Here is a 16,199-nt window from a genome sequence, read left to right on the forward strand (position 1 = left end):
CCAACCCTTCCACCAGGCCACCCAACCTTGCGCCGTTGCCTACAACTACGCCAGAATCCGCCCGCTTGTGCGCCTTGTCCCCGGGTTCTATCGTTTCCCTGCCACTGCCCATCAGTGGTCGGGTTTAGTAGCCCGAGGTATTTAGTAGGTGCATTAGCTCCGTCAGACAGGCGTCTCCATGCCTGTATTTGATGGCGGTTGTGCGCAGGGCGCCTTCGGGCGCGCCGGCTTGCTAAGTCCCCGGTCTACTAACCTGCGTACAGCTGCCTCCCCTTGTTTAGTAGCTAGAGGGTTGCGGCTTCACCTATAGGACTTAGTACATGTTCAAACCTACACCGAATCCGCCAGAGGCGGACCGTACTTCCCCGCACACCAAATCCAAGGCCAAAAAGCACGACGAAGTCACCAATCGCGCCTTGGATTACTACCTGCTACCAAAACCGGAAAAATCAGAAGATACGTCCCAACCGGGTCAGCTCTTCACCGTCGCAAAAAACGCCGACAACGAATCCCTTCTCGCAAACCTCACCGAAACCCTGGCGGCAGCCGACGCGATGGTCAGCAACCTCGCCTTCGACCTGGAAGGCCCCCGCCGTCATATTGCTCTCGGTATCCAGCAATTGATCGAATTGAGTTCATTGCTAGCGAATCGGGTGTTGGATAACGTTGATCCGCGATAGCGGGTAAGCATCCTCTTAAAAAGCAAATCCGGCACCCGTGTCGGGTTTGCTTTATTTGTGCTTGTTTCAAGGGAACAACAATCATGAGGGACATTAGTTGCCTGCGAGGGCACCAGTTGCGTCGGGTATGGCCTCTCCGGCCCGCTCGGCGGGTACCTCAGCGGTCTTCTGATGTTCTAGGCCGCTGCTGGGCATTGTGACTTTGGCGATACGATCTGAAAAATACTTGTCGAACGGTTCCAATTCCGGATATTCATCAGGTGCAACCAACAAGGCTGTCAGGCGCCCGATAAGGCCGCAGATCCAGTCGGCGCACTGGATGGTTTGGAACAAGTGGCTTTCGGTAGCCGGAAGAATCAGGCCAGCAAATCCGAAAGCGGGATGGGTTTTGTACCTTGGATGGTGACGTGAGACGTACTGGCCGACGTGCCCGAATTTGTCCAGGTACACGACGTAATGCGTCATAGTGACCGGATTCCTTGCCATAGAAACACGAAAGCCCGCAGAGATTTCTCTCAAGCGGGCCTCGGAAGGTAGGCACGAGAGTCACCCCTCATGCGTTGGGATAAGTATTGTTGCGGGACAATCGCTATGTCAATCACGTTGATGGATGCCCATGATCTTGAGGGCCTTTCCTTAACGCCGCATATTTCCGAGCAAAAAAAAAACGGGCCTGCATTCCCACGCAGCCCCGTTTTTTCACCACCCGATCAGATCAAAACGCCGGCAAAACCGCGCCTTTGTACTTCTCAAGAATAAAAGCCTTCACTTCCGGCGTATGCAGCGCAGCAACCAGCTTCTTCATCGCCTCACTGTCCTTGTCATCCTCACGAGCCACCAGGATGTTCACATACGGTGAGTCGCTACCTTCGATAACCAAAGCATCCTTGGAAGGATCAAGCTTCGCCTCCAACGCATAGTTGGTATTGATCAACGCCAGATCCACCTGGGTCAGTACCCGCGGAATGGTCGCCGCTTCCAGCTCACGGAATTTCAGGTCCTTCGGGTTCTCAACGATGTCCTTGGTGGTCGACAGGATGTTGCTCGAATCCTTCAACTTGATCACCCCAGCCTTCGCCAGCAGCAACAACGCACGGCCGCCGTTGGTAGCGTCGTTCGGGATCACCACGTTGGCGCCGCCTGGCAGTTCGTCGAGCTTCTTGTACTTGCTGGAGTACGCGCCCAGGGGTTCCAGGTGCACACCGGCCACGCTCACCAGGTTTGTGCCCTTGGCCTTGTTGAACTCATCCAGGTACGGCTGGTGCTGGAAGAAGTTGGCGTCCAGGCGCTTTTCCGCGACCTGTACGTTCGGCTGGATGTAGTCGGTGAAGACCTTGACCTTCAGGTCGACGCCTTCTTTGGCCAGGGCCGGTTTGACGAATTCGAGGATTTCCGCGTGCGGCACCGGCGTTGCGGCGACGGTCAGGGTGTCGGCGGCGTGGGCGGAAAACGCTGCGGCGGCAGCGAAGGCAACCAGTAGTTTTTTCATTCAGCTAACTCCTTTTGAGGCGCCTGCTCTCGGCGCCTGCCAGCGAATGGCCGGCTCATGGTTTATTGGCCGCGAGGCCTTATTTTCTAGAGAAATGCACAACCAGTTTGTCGCCCACGGTTTGCAGCACCTGGACCAGCACCAGCAGCAACACCACCGTGACCACCATGACGTCGGTCTGGAAACGCTGGTAGCCGAAGCGGATCGCCAGGTCGCCCAAACCACCGGCGCCGACCACACCGGCCATGGCCGTGTAGGACACCAGCGTAATCGCTGTCACCGTAATCGCGGCAAAAATGCCTGGGCGGGCTTCTGGCAGCAAGGCGTTGACGATGATCTGCCGCGTGGTGGCGCCCATGGCCTGGGTCGCTTCGATAATGCCGCGGTCGACTTCGCGCAGGGCCGTTTCCACCAGGCGGGCGAAGAACGGTGTCGCGCCGACCACCAGCGGTGGGATCGCGCCGGCCACGCCCAGGGAGGTGCCGGTGATCAATACCGTGAACGGGATCATCACGATCAACAGAATGATGAACGGCAGCGAACGCAGGATGTTCACGATCAGCGACAGCAGCGCATACACACCGCGGGCCTCAAGCAACTGGCGCGGGCTGCAGAGGAACAGCAACACGCCCAGGGGCAGGCCGAGCAGCACGGTGAACAGCAGCGAACCGAACAGCATCAGGAAGGTGTCGCCGGTGGCCAGCCAGATTTCCAGCCAGTCGATGTTGGAGAAGAACGAACTCAACAGTTCCATTAGCGCAGCACCTCCATGTGGACATCGGCCGCGGTGAAGCGGGCGAACGCCGCCTCCATGTCACCGCCGGTGATGGCGAGGGTCAGTTGCCCGTAGGGGGTGTCTTTGATGCGGTCGATACGACCGGCCAGGATGCTGTAGTCCACACCGGTTTCCCGGGCGACGGTGCCGAGCAATGGCGCGTAGGTCGCGTCGCCCTGGAACGTCAGACGCACGATGCGTCCGGGCACGTGGGCAAAATCGTCGCGCTGTTCGCTTTCGTCGATCTGCTCGTCCTCCTGGACGAAACGCTTGGTGGTCGGGTGCTTGGGGTGCAGGAACACCTCGGCCACCGGGCCTTGCTCGACGATCACACCGGCGTCCATCACCGCCACTTGATCGCAAACACGGCGGATCACGTCCATTTCATGGGTGATCAGTACGATGGTCAGTTTCAGCTCGCGGTTGATTTCCGCCAGCAGTTGCAGGACCGAGGCGGTGGTCTGCGGGTCGAGGGCGCTGGTGGCCTCGTCGCACAGCAGGATCTTGGGTTTGGTCGCCAGGGCGCGGGCGATGCCGACGCGCTGCTTCTGGCCGCCGGACAATTGCGCCGGGTACTTCTTGGCGTGGTCGGACAAGCCGACGCGGGCGAGCAACTCGGCGACGCGCTGGTCGATTTCGCTGCGGGACAATTCACCCGCCAGCGTCAGTGGCAGCGCCACGTTGTCGGCCACGGTCTTGGACGCCAGCAGGTTGAAGTGCTGGAAGATCATCCCGACTTGCTGGCGGAAGCGGCGCAGACCGCTGGCGTCCAGGGCGGTGACTTCTTCGCCGTCGACGATGATCTTGCCGCCAGTGGAGTCTTCCAGGCGATTGATCAGGCGCAGCAGGGTACTTTTTCCCGCACCGGAATGGCCAATCAGGCCGAAGACCTGGCCGTTCTCAATCGTCAGACTGGTCGGATGCAGGGCGGGGATATCCCTACCGGCGACCCGGTAGGTTTTATGGACGTCTTGAAACTCGATCACGTAGCGAACCTTGTGGGGCGCGTTGGAAAAGGATCAGCGGTTAGCCGGGCGCGCATTTTAGCCTGTCCGTATAGAGGTTCTTAGCATTTATTTGCGATCAGACCAGTCATTTGGCAATAACGCGATCAAAGGCCATAAAAAAGGAACACGGCCAAACGGCATGGGTCACTCATTAAGCCACTCGAAAATGCCCGGGTACGGAACCTGCGGTATCGAACTCAAAAGTCCTGGCCTCCGGGATCGCAAAGAGGAGTTATGCCTGATGAGTACCAAAAAACCCACGGCCAACAAGAGCCAACTGGCCGGGACCGACACCCTGGATCGCGGCAACACCAACGCCAAGCTCGAGAGCCTGGAACAGTTTCGCTCCGACGCCACCGAACAGGCGTTGCGCACCAATCAGGGTGTGAAGATCGCCGATAACCAGAACACCCTCCGGGTCGGCGCCCGGGGCCCGTCGCTGCTGGAAGACTTCATCATGCGTGAAAAAATCACGCATTTTGACCATGAACGCATCCCGGAACGCATCGTTCACGCCCGTGGGACCGGCGCCCATGGCTACTTCCAGAGCTATGAAGCGCATTCGGCGCTGACCAAGGCTGGTTTCCTACAGGACCCGAGCAAGAAAACCCCGGTGTTCGTGCGTTTTTCCACCGTGCAAGGTCCACGGGGTTCCGGCGACACCGTGCGGGACGTTCGTGGCTTTGCGGTCAAGTTCTTCACCGATGAGGGCAACTTCGACCTGGTGGGCAACAACATGCCGGTATTTTTCATCCAGGATGCGATCAAGTTTCCCGACTTCGTCCACGCGGTGAAGCCCGAACCCCACAATGAAATCCCTACGGGCGGTTCAGCCCACGACACGTTCTGGGATTTCGTCTCGCTGGTGCCGGAATCGGCGCACATGGTGATCTGGGCGATGTCCGACCGGGCCATTCCTAAAAGCCTGCGGAGCATGCAGGGCTTCGGTGTGCACACCTTCCGCATGATCAACGCCGAAGGCAAAAGCAGCTTCGTCAAATTCCATTGGCGGCCAACAGTCGGTACCTGCTCGTTGGTTTGGGACGAAGCCCAGAAGCTGGCCGGCAAGGATACGGACTACCACCGTCGCGATCTCTGGGAGTCGATCGAGATGGGCGACTACCCGGAATGGGAGTTCGGCGTGCAGATCGTTGCCGAGGAAGACGAGCATAAGTTCGACTTCGACCTGCTCGACCCGACCAAGATCATCCCTGAAGAGCTGGTGCCCATCACGCCCCTGGGCAAGATGGTGCTCAACCGTAACCCGGACAACTTCTTCGCCGAGGTCGAACAGGTTGCGTTCTGCCCCGGGCATATCGTGCCGGGCATCGACTTTTCCAACGACCCATTGCTGCAAGGCCGGCTGTTTTCCTACACCGATACGCAGATCAGCCGACTCGGTGGGCCGAATTTTCATGAGCTGCCGATCAACCGTGCCATCACGCCTGTGCACAACGGTCAGCGCGATGCGATGCACCGCACCACCATCGACAAGGGCCGCACCTCCTACGAGCCGAACTCCATCGATGGTGGCTGGCCGAAGGAAACCCCACCTGGCCCGGAAGATGGCGGCTTCGAAAGTTATCCAGAGCGCATCGATGCCTACAAGATCCGCCAGCGCAGTGAGTCGTTCTCCGACCATTTCTCCCAGGCGCGGTTGTTCTACAAGAGTATGAGCGCCCACGAGCAAGAGCACATCATCGCGGCCTACAGCTTCGAGCTGGGCAAGGTAGAGCGGGAGTTCATCCGGGCGCGGCAGGTCAACGAGATCCTGGCCAACATCGATTTGGAACTGGCCGCGCGGGTGGCGAAAAACCTGGGCCTGCCCGCCCCCACCGCCGGCACCGTCGATGTGCCGAAACCCTCGCTGAAGCAATCCCCGGCCTTGAGTCAGGCGAACCTGCTGTCTGGGGACATCAAGACGCGAAAAGTGGCCGTGCTGGTGGCTAACGGCGTCGATGGGGCGATCATCGAGGCGCTCAAGAAGGCTTTGAAAGCGAAGGGCGCCCACGCCAAGGTGCTGGGGCCGACTTCTGCGCCAGTGACCACCGCTGATGGGAAAACACTACCGGTGGATGCGTCCATGGAAGGGTTGCCGTCTATTGCCTTTGATGCGGTGTTCGTGCCGGGTGGCGCGGAGTCGATCAAGGCCTTGAGTACCGACGGCGTGGCCCTGCATTACTTGCTGGAAGCCTATAAGCACCTCAAGGCCATCGCTCTGAATGGCGAAGCGCGGCAGTTGCTGGTGTTGTTGAAACTGGAGGCGGATGCGGGGCTGATTCCTGACGTGGATGCTGGCAAGTTCCAGGCGTTCTTCGACGCGATTGCCCAGCATCGGGTGTGGGCGCGGGAGCCTAAGGCGAAGGCGATTCCGGCTTGATGAGTGTCTGAAAGAGCTTGGTTGCTTGATCGGACGCTATCGCGGGCAAGCCTTGCTCCCACAGATCAGTTCTCACAGGGAAGATATTGACCTATGGGGGCAGCTCTCACAGGGAACACATTGAGCTGTGGGAATTGCCCTGTGGGAGCAAGGCTTGCCCGCGATGCTTTTAGGGTTTGCGCGGAGTCAGCACGATCTGCGCCGGCACACTGCGCACAATCTGCTTCTGCAGTTTCAGATCAAACCCGGGATCAAGTTTCTTGACCCGCTTGGTCAGCAACGTCGCCAACCACGGATAATCATCGGTGCGCGGCGCCTGAATGCTTACGTCGCACTGGTAATTCACCACATCCGCGGCAATGGCATCCAGTTGCCGACGCATTTGCTGTATATCGGCGAGGTTGAGCGCAACCGTGGTGCTGGGGGCGCTCGGGTCGATCACTTTGGCGACCGGTTTGGCTTCGGCGGCCTTGAGGTCGGCCTCGGCTTTTTCCAGGTCGGCCTTGCGGGCTTCGGCGATGGCGCTGTTGACCTCGCCGGTGAGGGCCGGGGCCTTGGGCATCAACGCCCGGGCACGGCTCAGGGCGGTGGCGGCGGCGTTTACGTCGCCTTTTTGCAAGTCGATCTGGCTGCGGCGCAAGTACGCCTCGGCCAATTGCCGCTGGTAGGGTTCCAGCGACCGGTCTTCGGGCGACTGGGCTTGCAAGGCAGCCAGCTGGTCTTCAGCGGTGGCCAGCTCATTGCTGGCCAGGCTTTGCTCGAGCTGCGCGATGGCCGGGCCCCGCGTATCGGGAGCCTGGGTGACCGGCGGTATACTCTGGCAAGCGCCCAGCAGCAGGGAAAATGCGACAAGGAGCAGATAACGGGAGGCGAACGGCTTCATTCCTGCGACTCTCTATTTGCGCAAAAAGCGAGCAAGTCTACACCCCTCGACGAGGCAGGACAAAACTCAGCAGAAACAACGCAGCGGCGCTGACCACGATCGACGGGCCGGCCGGGGTGTCCTTGAACCAGGAAAGCGCCAGGCCGCCACACACCGCGAGCATGCCCAGCAGGCTCGCGCCGAGCGCCATCTGCTCGGGCGAGCGGGCGTGACGCTGTGCCGCAGCCGCCGGGATGATCAGCAATGACGTAATCAGCAACACACCGACGATTTTCATCGCCACGGCGATGACCACCGCAATCAGCAGCATCAGCGCCAGTCGCAAACCCAGTACAGGCAAGCCTTCGACCCGGGCCAGCTCTTCGTGCACGGTGACGGCCAGCAATGGTCGCCAGAGCGCCACCAGCAACAGCAGCACCGCCGCGCTACCGCCCAGGATCCACGACAGGTCCGTCGGACTGATCGCCAGCAGGTCGCCGAACAGATAGGCCATCAGGTCGATGCGCACGTCATGCATGAAGCTCAGCACCACCAGCCCGAGGGACAAGGTGCTCGGCGCGAGGATGCCCAGCAACGTGTCGGACGCCAGCGGCTGGCGGTGTTGCAGGGTCACCAGGACCACCGCCAGCAACAGGCAACCAACGGTCACGGCTACCGCCGGGCTGACATCCAGCAGAAACCCCAGGGCTACGCCGAGCAAGGCGGCGTGGGACAAGGTGTCGCCGAAATAGGCCATGCGCCGCCAGACCACGAACGAACCCAGGGGGCCGGCGACCAGGGCGAGTGCCAGGCCTGCGAGCAGGGCGTACAACAGAAAATCAGCCATGCTTGCAGCCATCTCCATGAACATGATTGGAAGCGGAAGGGGCGCTGACCACCGAGCCATGCAGGTCGTGGGCGTGGTCATGGTGGTGGTGATAAATCGCCAGGCTTTGTGCGTTTTTTCCGAACAGCTCGACAAAGGCCGGATCGCCACTGACCTGCTCAGGGTGCCCGGAACAGCAGACGTGGCGGTTGAGGCAGACCACCTGGTCGGTGGTGCTCATCACCAGGTGCAGGTCGTGGGACACCATCAGCACGCCGCAGCCGTGACGGTCGCGCAGGCGGGTGATCAGGCTGTACAGCTCGGCCTGCCCCGCCACATCGACGCCTTGTACCGGTTCGTCGAGCACCAACAGTTCAGGCTCGCGCAGCAGGGCGCGGGCCAACAGCACGCGTTGCATCTCGCCGCCGGAGACACTTTGCACCGGGCTGTCGATCACCTGTTCGGCACCGACTTCGTTGAGCGCGGCCAAGGCCCGTGCGCGGTCCACGCCAGGCACCAGGCGCAGGAAGCGCAGCACGGACAGCGGCAGCGTCGGATCGACGTGAAGTTTTTGCGGCATGTAGCCGACGCGCAACCTGGGCTTGCGCCAGACGCTGCCGCTGTCGGGCTTGAGCAAACCCAACACGGCGCGCACCAGGGTGGTCTTGCCGGCGCCATTGGGGCCGATCAGGGTCACGATCTGCCCCGGCTCGACGCTCAGGTGAATGTTGTCCAGCACGTTCTGCCCGGCGAACGTCACGGCCACCTGCTCGAGACGGATCAACGCATTGCTCATCAGGCCCCCTGGCAGCCGGAGCAGAGACCGACCACTTCGACGGTCTGGGTGTCGACCACGAAGCCGACCTCCTGGGCGCTGGCGATAATGGCATCGCTGATGGACTTCTGTTCCAGCTCGATGGCGGCGTGGCATTCGCGGCAGATCAGGAACTGGCCTTGGTGGGCGTGCTCCGGATGGTTGCAGCCGACGAAGGCGTTCAGCGACGAAATGCGATGCACCAGGCCGTTTTCCAAGAGGAAATCCAGCGCCCGATAGACCGTTGGCGGCGCGGCCCGGCGGCCGTCCTGTTCGCTGAGCACGGCCAGGATGTCGTAGGCGCCCAGCGGCTTGTGGCTTTGCCAGACCAATTCCAGCACGCGCCGACGCAGGGCGGTCAGGCGCAACCCTTGGCGCGCGCAGATGGCGTCGGCCTCGGACAGCGCGGTGTGCACGCAGTGGGAGTGATCGTGGGGACGACTGGCAAGGGGTGTAATAGGCATGGGCAGCGACGAGTTTAGTGAGAGACGTTATTATGTTACCCGTTCTCGCCTCTTCGAGTGGTCATCGTGTCCCGATTTTTTTCGCTCTTTGTCGCTTTTGTCGCAAGTTTTCTACTGATTGGCCCGGCCCAGGCCGAGGTCAAGGTCCTCACTAGCATCAAGCCGTTGCAGTTGATTGCCGCCGCCGTGCAGGAGGGCGTGGCCGTTCCGGAAGTGTTGCTGCCGCCAGGGGCTTCGCCGCATCACTATGCGTTGCGGCCATCGGACGTGCGCAAGGTGCAGTCGGTGGACCTGCTGTACTGGATTGGGCCGGACATGGAAGGTTTCCTACCACGCGTGTTGAACGGTCGTACGCTGCCGTCGGTCGCGGTGCAGGCGCTGCCGGGGCTCAAGTTGCGTCACTTCGCCCAGGACAGCGCGTCCCACGAGGACGATGACCATGACGGCGATGAGCACGATCACGACCACCGCCCCGGCACCGTGGATGCCCACCTGTGGCTATCGCCGCACAATGCGCGGGTGATCGCCGCGAAAATGGCGGCTGACCTGAGCGCGGCAGATCCGGCGAATGCGGCCCGCTACCAGAGCAACCTCGCGGGTTTCAACCAGCGTCTCGACGCTTTGGACGCGCGCCTCAAGACGCGACTGGCCGGGGTCGCGGGCAAACCGTATTTCGTGTTCCACGAAGCGTTCGACTATTTCGAAGACAACTACGGCCTCAAGCACGCCGGGGTGTTCGCCGTGGCCGCCGAAGTCCAGCCCGGCGCCCAGCATGTGGCGGCGATGCGCACGCGCTTGCAAGCGGTGGGCAAGACCTGCGTCTTCAGCGAACCGCCGTTGCGCCCGCGCCTGGCCGAAACCCTGGTGGCCGGGTTGCCGGTGAAACTGGCGGAGCTGGATGCACTGGGCGGCTATACCCCGGCGACGGCGCAAGGGTATGAGCAGTTGTTGGAGAAGCTGGGGAATGATCTGGCGGGGTGTCTGGAGTCGCTATGACCCCAGCCCCGCGCGCTCCTGCCGAACATGGATCCTGTGGCGAGGGAGCTTGCTCCCGCTCGGTTGCGCAGCGACCGCAAGATTTTGGGGCTGCTCCGCACCCCAGCGGGAGCAAGCTCCCTCGCCACAAAAGCAGCGTTCGGCGAAAGCCTTCTATTGGTACTTAGAGGGCGAACGGCAGCAACGCGTGAACCGTCTGCCGCTGCGCCAGGCGCTGCTGGAACTCCATCGGATCGTGAATCAACACATCCTGCCCGGCGAACGACTCGGCGGCGATCAACCGCGACAGCCAGAACCGCACGCACGCCACGCGCAGCATGGTTGGCCATAGCTGGGCCTCGGCGGCGGTGAACGGCCGCAGCGCCGCATAGGCACCCAGTAAAGCTCGCGCCCGAGGGCCATCGAGCACACCGTTGTCATCCGAACACCAGTCGTTCAAGGCGATGGCGACGTCATACAGCATCGGCCCGGAGCAGGCGTTGTAGAAGTCGATCAGCCCGGTCAGGTGCGTGCCCTCGAACATCGCGTTGTCGCGGAACAGGTCCGCGTGGATGTTGGCCCGGGGCAGCGCCAGGATGCCTACCTTCTTCAACGAAATTTCATCCAGCGCAGCCTCCAGCAACTGACGCGGCGCGGTATCGAGGTGCGAGAGCAGCTTGGCGCCCTCCTCCTGCATCCAGTCCAGGCCACGATCGGTCTTGCGCTTGATCATGTTGTCGCGGGTCGCCAAGTGCAGATGCGCCAGCAGCTCCCCGACCTGGGCGCAGTGCTGGGCGTTGGCCTGCTTGATGTGCTTGCCCGCCAGGCGCGGTTGCAACAGCGCCGGCTTGCCCGCCAGCTCCCGCAGCGCGACGCCGTCGGTGGTGCGCAAGGCGTAAGGTACCGGCAGGTCGGCGTCATGCAGCACGTCCAGCAGTTCGATGAAGAACGGCATTTCCTGCACCGGGCCGCGCTCGACCAGGGTCAGGACGAATTCGCCCTGCTCCAGGCTGATGAAGAAATTGGTGTTTTCGCTGCCGGCGGCGATCCCCTGGAAATCAAGCAGACGGCCAAGCCCGTAAGGGGCGAGAAAGGTTTCCAGCTCGGGCCGAGCCAGGGGCGTGAACACAGACATGGTTAAAACTGCCAGTACGGGCGCCCTTCAGCGGGCGCCGGTTGAAGTGCAGAGTGGGGCTACCACTCAAAGATTTTCCACGAAGGGATCAGCATATCCGGCTGGTCCGAGCGGATGAAGTTTGCATCAGTGCCATCGGCGCGTACCAGGAAATAAGGCTTGCCGTTCTTGGGCGTGACCTTGATCGCGTACAAAAATCCGTTTTGCCGATACTCCTGAATGGTTTTATCGCCTTCGGTGCGGATGGTGACATCCGGGTCCGCCGAGGGTGCGTCATCCGCTGCCATGGCGGCCAACGGGGTGATTGCAAACAAGCCAGCCAGTAACAGGCGATTTAGTGTACGCATGATAACCTTGTCCCTTTGTCGTCAACGGTCCCGCTATTCTAGCCCCGGACCCGCCGAAAAGGTTGATGCTGCTCATGAGCCAAGCCCCCCTCGTCCTGGTGGACGGTTCTTCTTATCTGTACCGCGCCTTTCACGCGCTGCCACCGCTGACCACGTCCAAAGGCCTGCCGACCGGTGCGGTCAAAGGCGTGTTGAACATGCTCAAGAGCCTGCGCAAGCAGTATCCGGACAGTCCGTTCGCCGTGGTGTTCGACGCCAAGGGTGGGACATTTCGCGATGCGCTGTACGCCGAGTACAAGGCCAACCGCCCGAGCATGCCCGACGACATGCGCGTGCAGATCGAGCCACTGCATGCCAGCGTCAAGGCCCTGGGCTTCCCGCTGCTGTGCGTGGACAACGTCGAAGCCGATGACGTGATCGGCACCCTGGCCCGCAGCAGCGCGGCGGCCGACCGCCCGGTGGTGATCTCCACCGGCGACAAAGACATGGCGCAGTTGGTCGATGGGCACATTACCTTGGTCAATACCATGACCGGTAGCGCCCTGGACGTGGCTGGCGTGAAGGAGAAGTTTGGCGTCGCTCCAGAGCAGATCATCGATTACCTGGCGTTGATGGGCGATTCGTCCGACAACATCCCCGGCGTTCCGGGCATCGGACCGAAGACCGCTTCCGGCCTGCTGGTGGGCGTCAATGGCGGCTTGACCGAGCTGTACGCGCAACTGGATATCGTCGCCACCTTGCCGATCCGTGGCGCCAAGACCCTGGCCGCCAAGCTCGAAGAGCACAAGGAAATGGCGTTACTTTCCTACGAGCTGGCGACCATCAAGACCGACGTGCCATTGGATGTCGGCCTGGACGACCTGCAAATGGGCGCACCCGATCACGAGAAGCTGGCCGAGCTGTACACGTTGCTGGAGTTCAAGAGCTGGTTCGAGGAAAACCAGCGGGACGCCAAGCGTGCCGGCCAGGAGATCGTCGAAGTGGCCGAAGAACAGCCTGGCGCCGCCGAGGCCAAGTACGAGGTCATTCTCGATCAGGCGCGCTTCGAGGCGTGGCTGGCGAAACTGGACAAAGCGCCGCTGTTCGCTTTTGTCACCGAAACCAACGGCGGTGATGCCCAGCATTCGCAACTGGTCGGCTTGTCGTTCGCCGTGGCCCCTTTCGAGGCGGCCTACATCCCGCTGACCCACTCCTACATGGGCGTGCCGGAGCAGTTGGACCGCGACACGGTGCTCAAGGCGCTCAAACCGCTGTTGGAAAACCCGAACAAGCTCAAGATCGGCCAGCACGCCAAGTTCGAAACCAACATCCTGGCCAACTGCGCCATCGGTGGCGATCAGAACAACGGCATCCTGGTCCAGGGCATCGCCTTCGACACCATGCTCGAATCCTACGTGCTGGACTCCACCGCGACCCGCCACGACATGGACAGCCTGGCGCTCAAGTACCTGGGCCAAAGCAAGACCGATTTCCAGGACATCGCTGGCAAAGGGGTCAAGCAACTGACCTTCGACCAGATCTCCCTGGAACTGGCCGGCCCTTACGCCGCCGAAGACGCCGACGTGACTTTCCGCCTGCATCAAGCCTTGCAGGAAAAGCTGGCCGCCACGCCAAGCCTGGGGCGGGTGCTCAACGACATCGAAATGCCGCTGATGCCGGTCCTGGCGCGCATCGAGCGCCAGGGGGCGTTGGTCGATGCCAACCTGCTGGGCGTACAGAGTGTCGAGCTGGGCGAAAAACTGGTGGCGCTGGAGCGTGAGGCGTTTGCCATCGCCGGCGAGGAATTCAACCTGGGTTCGCCGAAGCAATTGGGCGTGATCCTGTACGAAAAGCTCGGTTTGCCGGTGCTCAGCAAAACCGCCAAGGGCCAGGCGTCCACCGCCGAAGCGGTGCTCGCCGAGCTGGCTGAGCAGGATTACCCGCTGCCCAAGGTGCTGATGCAGTACCGCTCCCTGAGCAAGCTCAAGAGCACCTACACCGATCGCCTGCCGGAACAGATCAACAGCCGCACCGGCCGCGTCCACACCAATTACCAGCAGGCCGTCGCCGCGACCGGGCGCCTGTCATCCATCGACCCGAACCTGCAGAACATCCCGATTCGCACGGCCGAAGGCCGACGCATCCGCCAGGCGTTCGTCGCGCCGAAAGGCTACAAACTGCTGGCGGCGGACTATTCGCAAATTGAACTGCGAATCATGGCGCACCTGGCCAAGGACGAAGGGTTGCTTCATGCGTTTCGTAATGACCTGGACGTGCACCGGGCCACGGCGGCCGAGGTGTTCGGCGTCGATTTGGACGCGGTTACCCATGACCAGCGCCGCAGCGCCAAGGCGATCAACTTCGGTTTGATCTACGGCATGAGCGCGTTCGGCCTGGCCAAGCAGATCGGCGTCGATCGCAAGCAGTCCCAGGCCTATATCGACCGCTACTTCACTCGCTACCCGGGTGTGCTGGCGTACATGGAGCGCACCCGCGCCCAGGCGGCCGAGCAAGGTTTTGTCGAAACCATTTTCGGTCGCCGGTTGTACCTGCCGGACATCAACGCGAAAAACCCGGCCCTGCGCAAAGGCGCCGAGCGCACCGCCATCAACGCGCCGATGCAAGGCACGGCCGCTGACATCATCAAGAAAGCCATGGTCGCCGTGGACCGCTGGCTGACTGCTTCAGGGCTGGATGCGAAGGTCATCCTGCAGGTCCACGACGAACTGGTGCTGGAAGTGCGTGAAGACCTGGTCGATCAGGTGCGCGAAGAAATCCGCCAGCACATGAGCACCGCGGCCACGCTGGACGTGCCGCTGTTGGTGGAAGTGGGTGTGGGCAATAACTGGGACGAGGCGCACTGATTCCCAAGCCCTGAGGTCGAGGGCTCTTGTGGCGGCTGATAAATCTGCGGGGAATGAAATATGGTCATCGCGAGCAAGCTCGCTCCCACAATGGTTTTGTGTCGAGCCGAATACCGAGCCCAACACCCATTCCCTGTGGGAGCGAGCTTGCTCGCGATAGCGTCGGCCCAGACACCCATGCTCCATTGAGTCACCGAAAACCCAGGTGCGGCCTCATTAGCTCGGAAAATTCCTACGGTTATTTCCAAAAATAATCTGAACTAAACCCGTGAATCGCCACTCAGAGATTTTGAATGGCTGGTGAAGCCCTTCAATGCTCCTATGTTGTGTTAAGTGTTGGCAGATATCTGGACCCCGCCCTAGCGGTCCGGAACTTGGACCCCGAACTTCCCCCTCCCCATAAGAAGTCCGGGGTTTTTTTTGCCTGCGATTTGGCTTATTCGGCCTCTTCGCTGCCCTTGTCCGCCAATTCCATCCAGTCGGCCAGCACCGTGTAGGCTTCTTCCAGGCCCATGCGCTTGGGCGCCGAGAACAGTTGGATGGTGATCGCGTCGCCCCAGCCCTTGCGAATTTCCGACTGCACTTTGAGCAAGGTATTTTTCGCCGCGCCGTAGGTGAGCTTGTCGGCCTTGGTCAGCAGGATGTGCATCGGCATGCCGCTGGCGACCGCCCAATCGAGCATCAACAAGTCGAAGTCGGTCATCGGATGGCGAATGTCCATCATCAGGATCAGGCCTTTCAAACTCTCGCGGCTGCCCAGGTACGCTTCCAGGTGGCGCTGCCAGTGTTGCTTGAGCGGGATCGGTACTTTCGCGTAGCCGTAGCCGGGCAGGTCGACCAAACGCCGTTCATCGTCTAGCTTGAAGAAGTTCAAGAGCTGCGTGCGACCCGGGGTTTTCGAGGTGCGTGCCAGGCTCGCATGGGTCAAGGTGTTCAGCGCGCTGGATTTGCCGGCGTTGGAACGCCCGGCAAAAGCCACTTCGAAGCCTTCGTCGTCTGGGCATTGATCGACTTTGGCGGCGCTGAGCATGAAGGTGGACTGTTGGCACAGGCCAAGGATGGGGTTCTTCAGTTGCATGGGATTTCCGATGTGGGCGGCGTCGGGAATGGACGCGGCAAGCTGTGTCGTTTCCGTTTCAGTGACGCCAGTATATAATGCCGCAGATTTTGTGTGCGCTTTGTCCCAGCGTAGGATGAAGCTCACGGGAGCGACCGACCGAAATTGCGCATTAGAACGCAGCTCGTTCCCAACCCTGAAAAGGTCGTTTTATGACGAAATGGCTGCTAGCTGCCGGTGTCTTGATGCCGCTTTACAGCGCTCAGGCTACACAGGATCCGGAAGCTGTGTACAACCGTGTTTGTGGTGCCTGTCATTCCGGCCAACTCCCCATGGCGCCCCGCAAGGGTGATCAGGAAGCTTGGACGCCGAGGTTGGCGAAAGGTATGGAGACGCTGGTGCAACACGTGACCCAGGGTTTCAAGGCGATGCCGCCGCGTGGTTTGTGCATGGACTGCAGTGCCGAGGATTACCGAGCCATCATCCAGTGGATGAGCGAGTAAACCCGGTCCATAACTCTTTAACCCTTAGCCGTAGTTGGATTA

General features: G+C 61.1%; 16 protein-coding genes. 5 read left to right on the top strand and 11 right to left on the bottom strand.

The features are described from left to right. Positions 1-320: 320 nt before the first annotated feature. Positions 321-680 carry a DUF6124 family protein gene (locus J4E53_RS06485; RefSeq protein WP_060739891.1) on the top strand — a complete coding sequence of 120 codons (360 nt, stop codon included), beginning with the start codon at positions 321-323 and terminating at the stop codon, positions 678-680. Between the two features lie 93 nt (positions 681-773). On the opposite strand, the gene J4E53_RS06490 is transcribed toward J4E53_RS06485, so the two are convergent. The 4 genes from J4E53_RS06490 to J4E53_RS06505 form a co-directional block, all read right to left on the bottom strand. Beyond that, positions 774-1,145 carry a DUF3800 domain-containing protein gene (locus J4E53_RS06490; RefSeq protein ID WP_081015347.1) on the bottom strand — a complete coding sequence of 124 codons (372 nt, stop codon included), beginning with the start codon at positions 1,143-1,145 and terminating at the stop codon, positions 774-776. 250 nt (positions 1,146-1,395) lie between these two features. After that, on the bottom strand, positions 1,396-2,169 hold the full coding sequence (locus J4E53_RS06495; RefSeq protein ID WP_060739890.1) for a MetQ/NlpA family ABC transporter substrate-binding protein: 774 nt from the start codon (positions 2,167-2,169) through the stop codon (positions 1,396-1,398). A 79-nt stretch (positions 2,170-2,248) separates the two neighbouring features. Then, positions 2,249-2,923 carry a methionine ABC transporter permease gene (locus J4E53_RS06500; RefSeq protein WP_003196204.1) on the bottom strand — a complete coding sequence of 225 codons (675 nt, stop codon included), beginning with the start codon at positions 2,921-2,923 and terminating at the stop codon, positions 2,249-2,251. Next, positions 2,923-3,930, bottom strand: a complete 1,008-nt coding sequence (locus tag J4E53_RS06505) for a methionine ABC transporter ATP-binding protein (RefSeq protein WP_060739889.1) — start codon at positions 3,928-3,930, stop codon at positions 2,923-2,925. The genes J4E53_RS06500 and J4E53_RS06505 overlap by 1 nt, the downstream gene beginning before the upstream one ends. 262 nt (positions 3,931-4,192) lie before the next feature. On the opposite strand from J4E53_RS06505, the gene katE reads away from it, so the two are divergent. Further along, positions 4,193-6,331 carry a catalase HPII gene (gene katE, locus J4E53_RS06510; protein ID WP_103309409.1) on the top strand — a complete coding sequence of 713 codons (2,139 nt, stop codon included), beginning with the start codon at positions 4,193-4,195 and terminating at the stop codon, positions 6,329-6,331. 169 nt (positions 6,332-6,500) lie between these two features. Here katE and J4E53_RS06515 read toward each other — a convergent pair whose 3' ends face one another. Genes J4E53_RS06515 through zur form a run of 4 tightly spaced genes read right to left on the bottom strand, consistent with a single transcriptional unit; the run spans position 6,501 to position 9,297 of the window. Continuing rightward, complete coding sequence (locus J4E53_RS06515; RefSeq protein ID WP_103309407.1) at positions 6,501-7,214, bottom strand: PA5502 family lipoprotein; 714 nt, start codon at positions 7,212-7,214, stop codon at positions 6,501-6,503. Between the two features lie 37 nt (positions 7,215-7,251). Beyond that, a complete protein-coding gene (gene znuB / locus J4E53_RS06520) occupies positions 7,252-8,040 on the bottom strand; it encodes a zinc ABC transporter permease subunit ZnuB (protein ID WP_003196213.1) in 789 nt (262 codons plus the stop codon). Continuing rightward, the gene (znuC, locus tag J4E53_RS06525) at positions 8,033-8,815 is read right to left on the bottom strand and encodes a zinc ABC transporter ATP-binding protein ZnuC (protein WP_060739886.1); all 783 of its coding nucleotides are present in this window, start codon (positions 8,813-8,815) and stop codon (positions 8,033-8,035) included. The genes znuB and znuC overlap by 8 nt, the downstream gene beginning before the upstream one ends. Beyond that, the gene (gene zur, locus J4E53_RS06530) at positions 8,815-9,297 is read right to left on the bottom strand and encodes a zinc uptake transcriptional repressor Zur (RefSeq protein WP_060739885.1); all 483 of its coding nucleotides are present in this window, start codon (positions 9,295-9,297) and stop codon (positions 8,815-8,817) included. The genes znuC and zur overlap by 1 nt, the downstream gene beginning before the upstream one ends. A 66-nt stretch (positions 9,298-9,363) precedes the next feature. On the opposite strand from zur, the gene znuA reads away from it, so the two are divergent. Next, a complete protein-coding gene (znuA, locus tag J4E53_RS06535; protein ID WP_103309405.1) occupies positions 9,364-10,293 on the top strand; it encodes a zinc ABC transporter substrate-binding protein ZnuA in 930 nt (309 codons plus the stop codon). Positions 10,294-10,456: 163 nt separating this feature from the next. Here znuA and J4E53_RS06540 read toward each other — a convergent pair whose 3' ends face one another. Further along, positions 10,457-11,407 carry a homoserine kinase gene (locus J4E53_RS06540; protein WP_060739883.1) on the bottom strand — a complete coding sequence of 317 codons (951 nt, stop codon included), beginning with the start codon at positions 11,405-11,407 and terminating at the stop codon, positions 10,457-10,459. Between the two features lie 59 nt (positions 11,408-11,466). Then, a complete protein-coding gene (locus J4E53_RS06545) occupies positions 11,467-11,754 on the bottom strand; it encodes a DUF2782 domain-containing protein (RefSeq protein ID WP_060739882.1) in 288 nt (95 codons plus the stop codon). Positions 11,755-11,828: 74 nt separating this feature from the next. Between J4E53_RS06545 and polA the strand changes: the two genes are divergently transcribed. After that, positions 11,829-14,597, top strand: coding sequence for a DNA polymerase I (polA, locus tag J4E53_RS06550; protein WP_103309411.1), 2,769 nt, complete (start codon positions 11,829-11,831; stop codon positions 14,595-14,597). Positions 14,598-15,033: 436 nt separating this feature from the next. Here the strand turns inward: polA and yihA are convergent, their stop codons facing one another. Beyond that, positions 15,034-15,675 (bottom strand): ribosome biogenesis GTP-binding protein YihA/YsxC, encoded by a 642-nt coding sequence (yihA, locus tag J4E53_RS06555; protein WP_003196227.1) that lies wholly within the window; start codon positions 15,673-15,675, stop codon positions 15,034-15,036. Between the two features lie 191 nt (positions 15,676-15,866). On the opposite strand from yihA, the gene J4E53_RS06560 reads away from it, so the two are divergent. Beyond that, positions 15,867-16,157, top strand: coding sequence for a cytochrome c5 family protein (locus J4E53_RS06560; protein WP_003196231.1), 291 nt, complete (start codon positions 15,867-15,869; stop codon positions 16,155-16,157). Positions 16,158-16,199: the final 42 nt, after the last annotated feature.

Origin of the sequence: Pseudomonas sp. FW305-28 (assembly GCF_017351395.1) — a bacterium.
Taxonomy (GTDB): Bacteria; Pseudomonadota; Gammaproteobacteria; order Pseudomonadales; family Pseudomonadaceae; genus Aquipseudomonas; species Aquipseudomonas fluorescens_AA.